Here is a 401-nt window from a genome sequence, read left to right on the forward strand (position 1 = left end):
GCCTGCGTCAGGGTGTAGGTCGCGGTGGCCGTGGTCTGCTCGCCGGGCGCCAGCGTGCGCGTCGGGTAGGAGATCTCCGACAGCGTCCCGGTCCCCGAGAACGCCGCCTCGTCGACGGTGACGTCGGTGAGGGTGGTGTTGCCGGTGTTCGTGATGACGAAGGAGTACGTCACGGTCTGCCCGGCGGCGAAGGTGCCCTCGAGCTGGTTGGACTTCGCGACGGTGATGCCCGGAGCCGGATCGATCGTGACCGTCGTATCCGACGGCGGGGTTTCCACCGCAGGCGTGCCACCCGGAGGCGTCCCCGCACCCGTCGCCGCATTGTCGACCCTGCCCGCATCCACATCCGCCTGCGTGACCACATACGACGCCGTCGCCGTCGTCGACGCACCCGGCGCCAG

At 70.3% G+C, this 401-nt stretch carries 1 pseudogene; it reads right to left on the reverse strand.

Annotated elements, in window-relative coordinates:
* Window positions 1–401, reverse strand: a pseudogene (locus tag ITJ44_RS15745) (DUF1573 domain-containing protein); the annotation flags it as partial.

It is taken from the genome of Clavibacter sp. VKM Ac-2873, from assembly GCF_015351075.1.
In the GTDB taxonomy this organism is placed as follows: Bacteria; Actinomycetota; Actinomycetes; order Actinomycetales; family Microbacteriaceae; genus Clavibacter.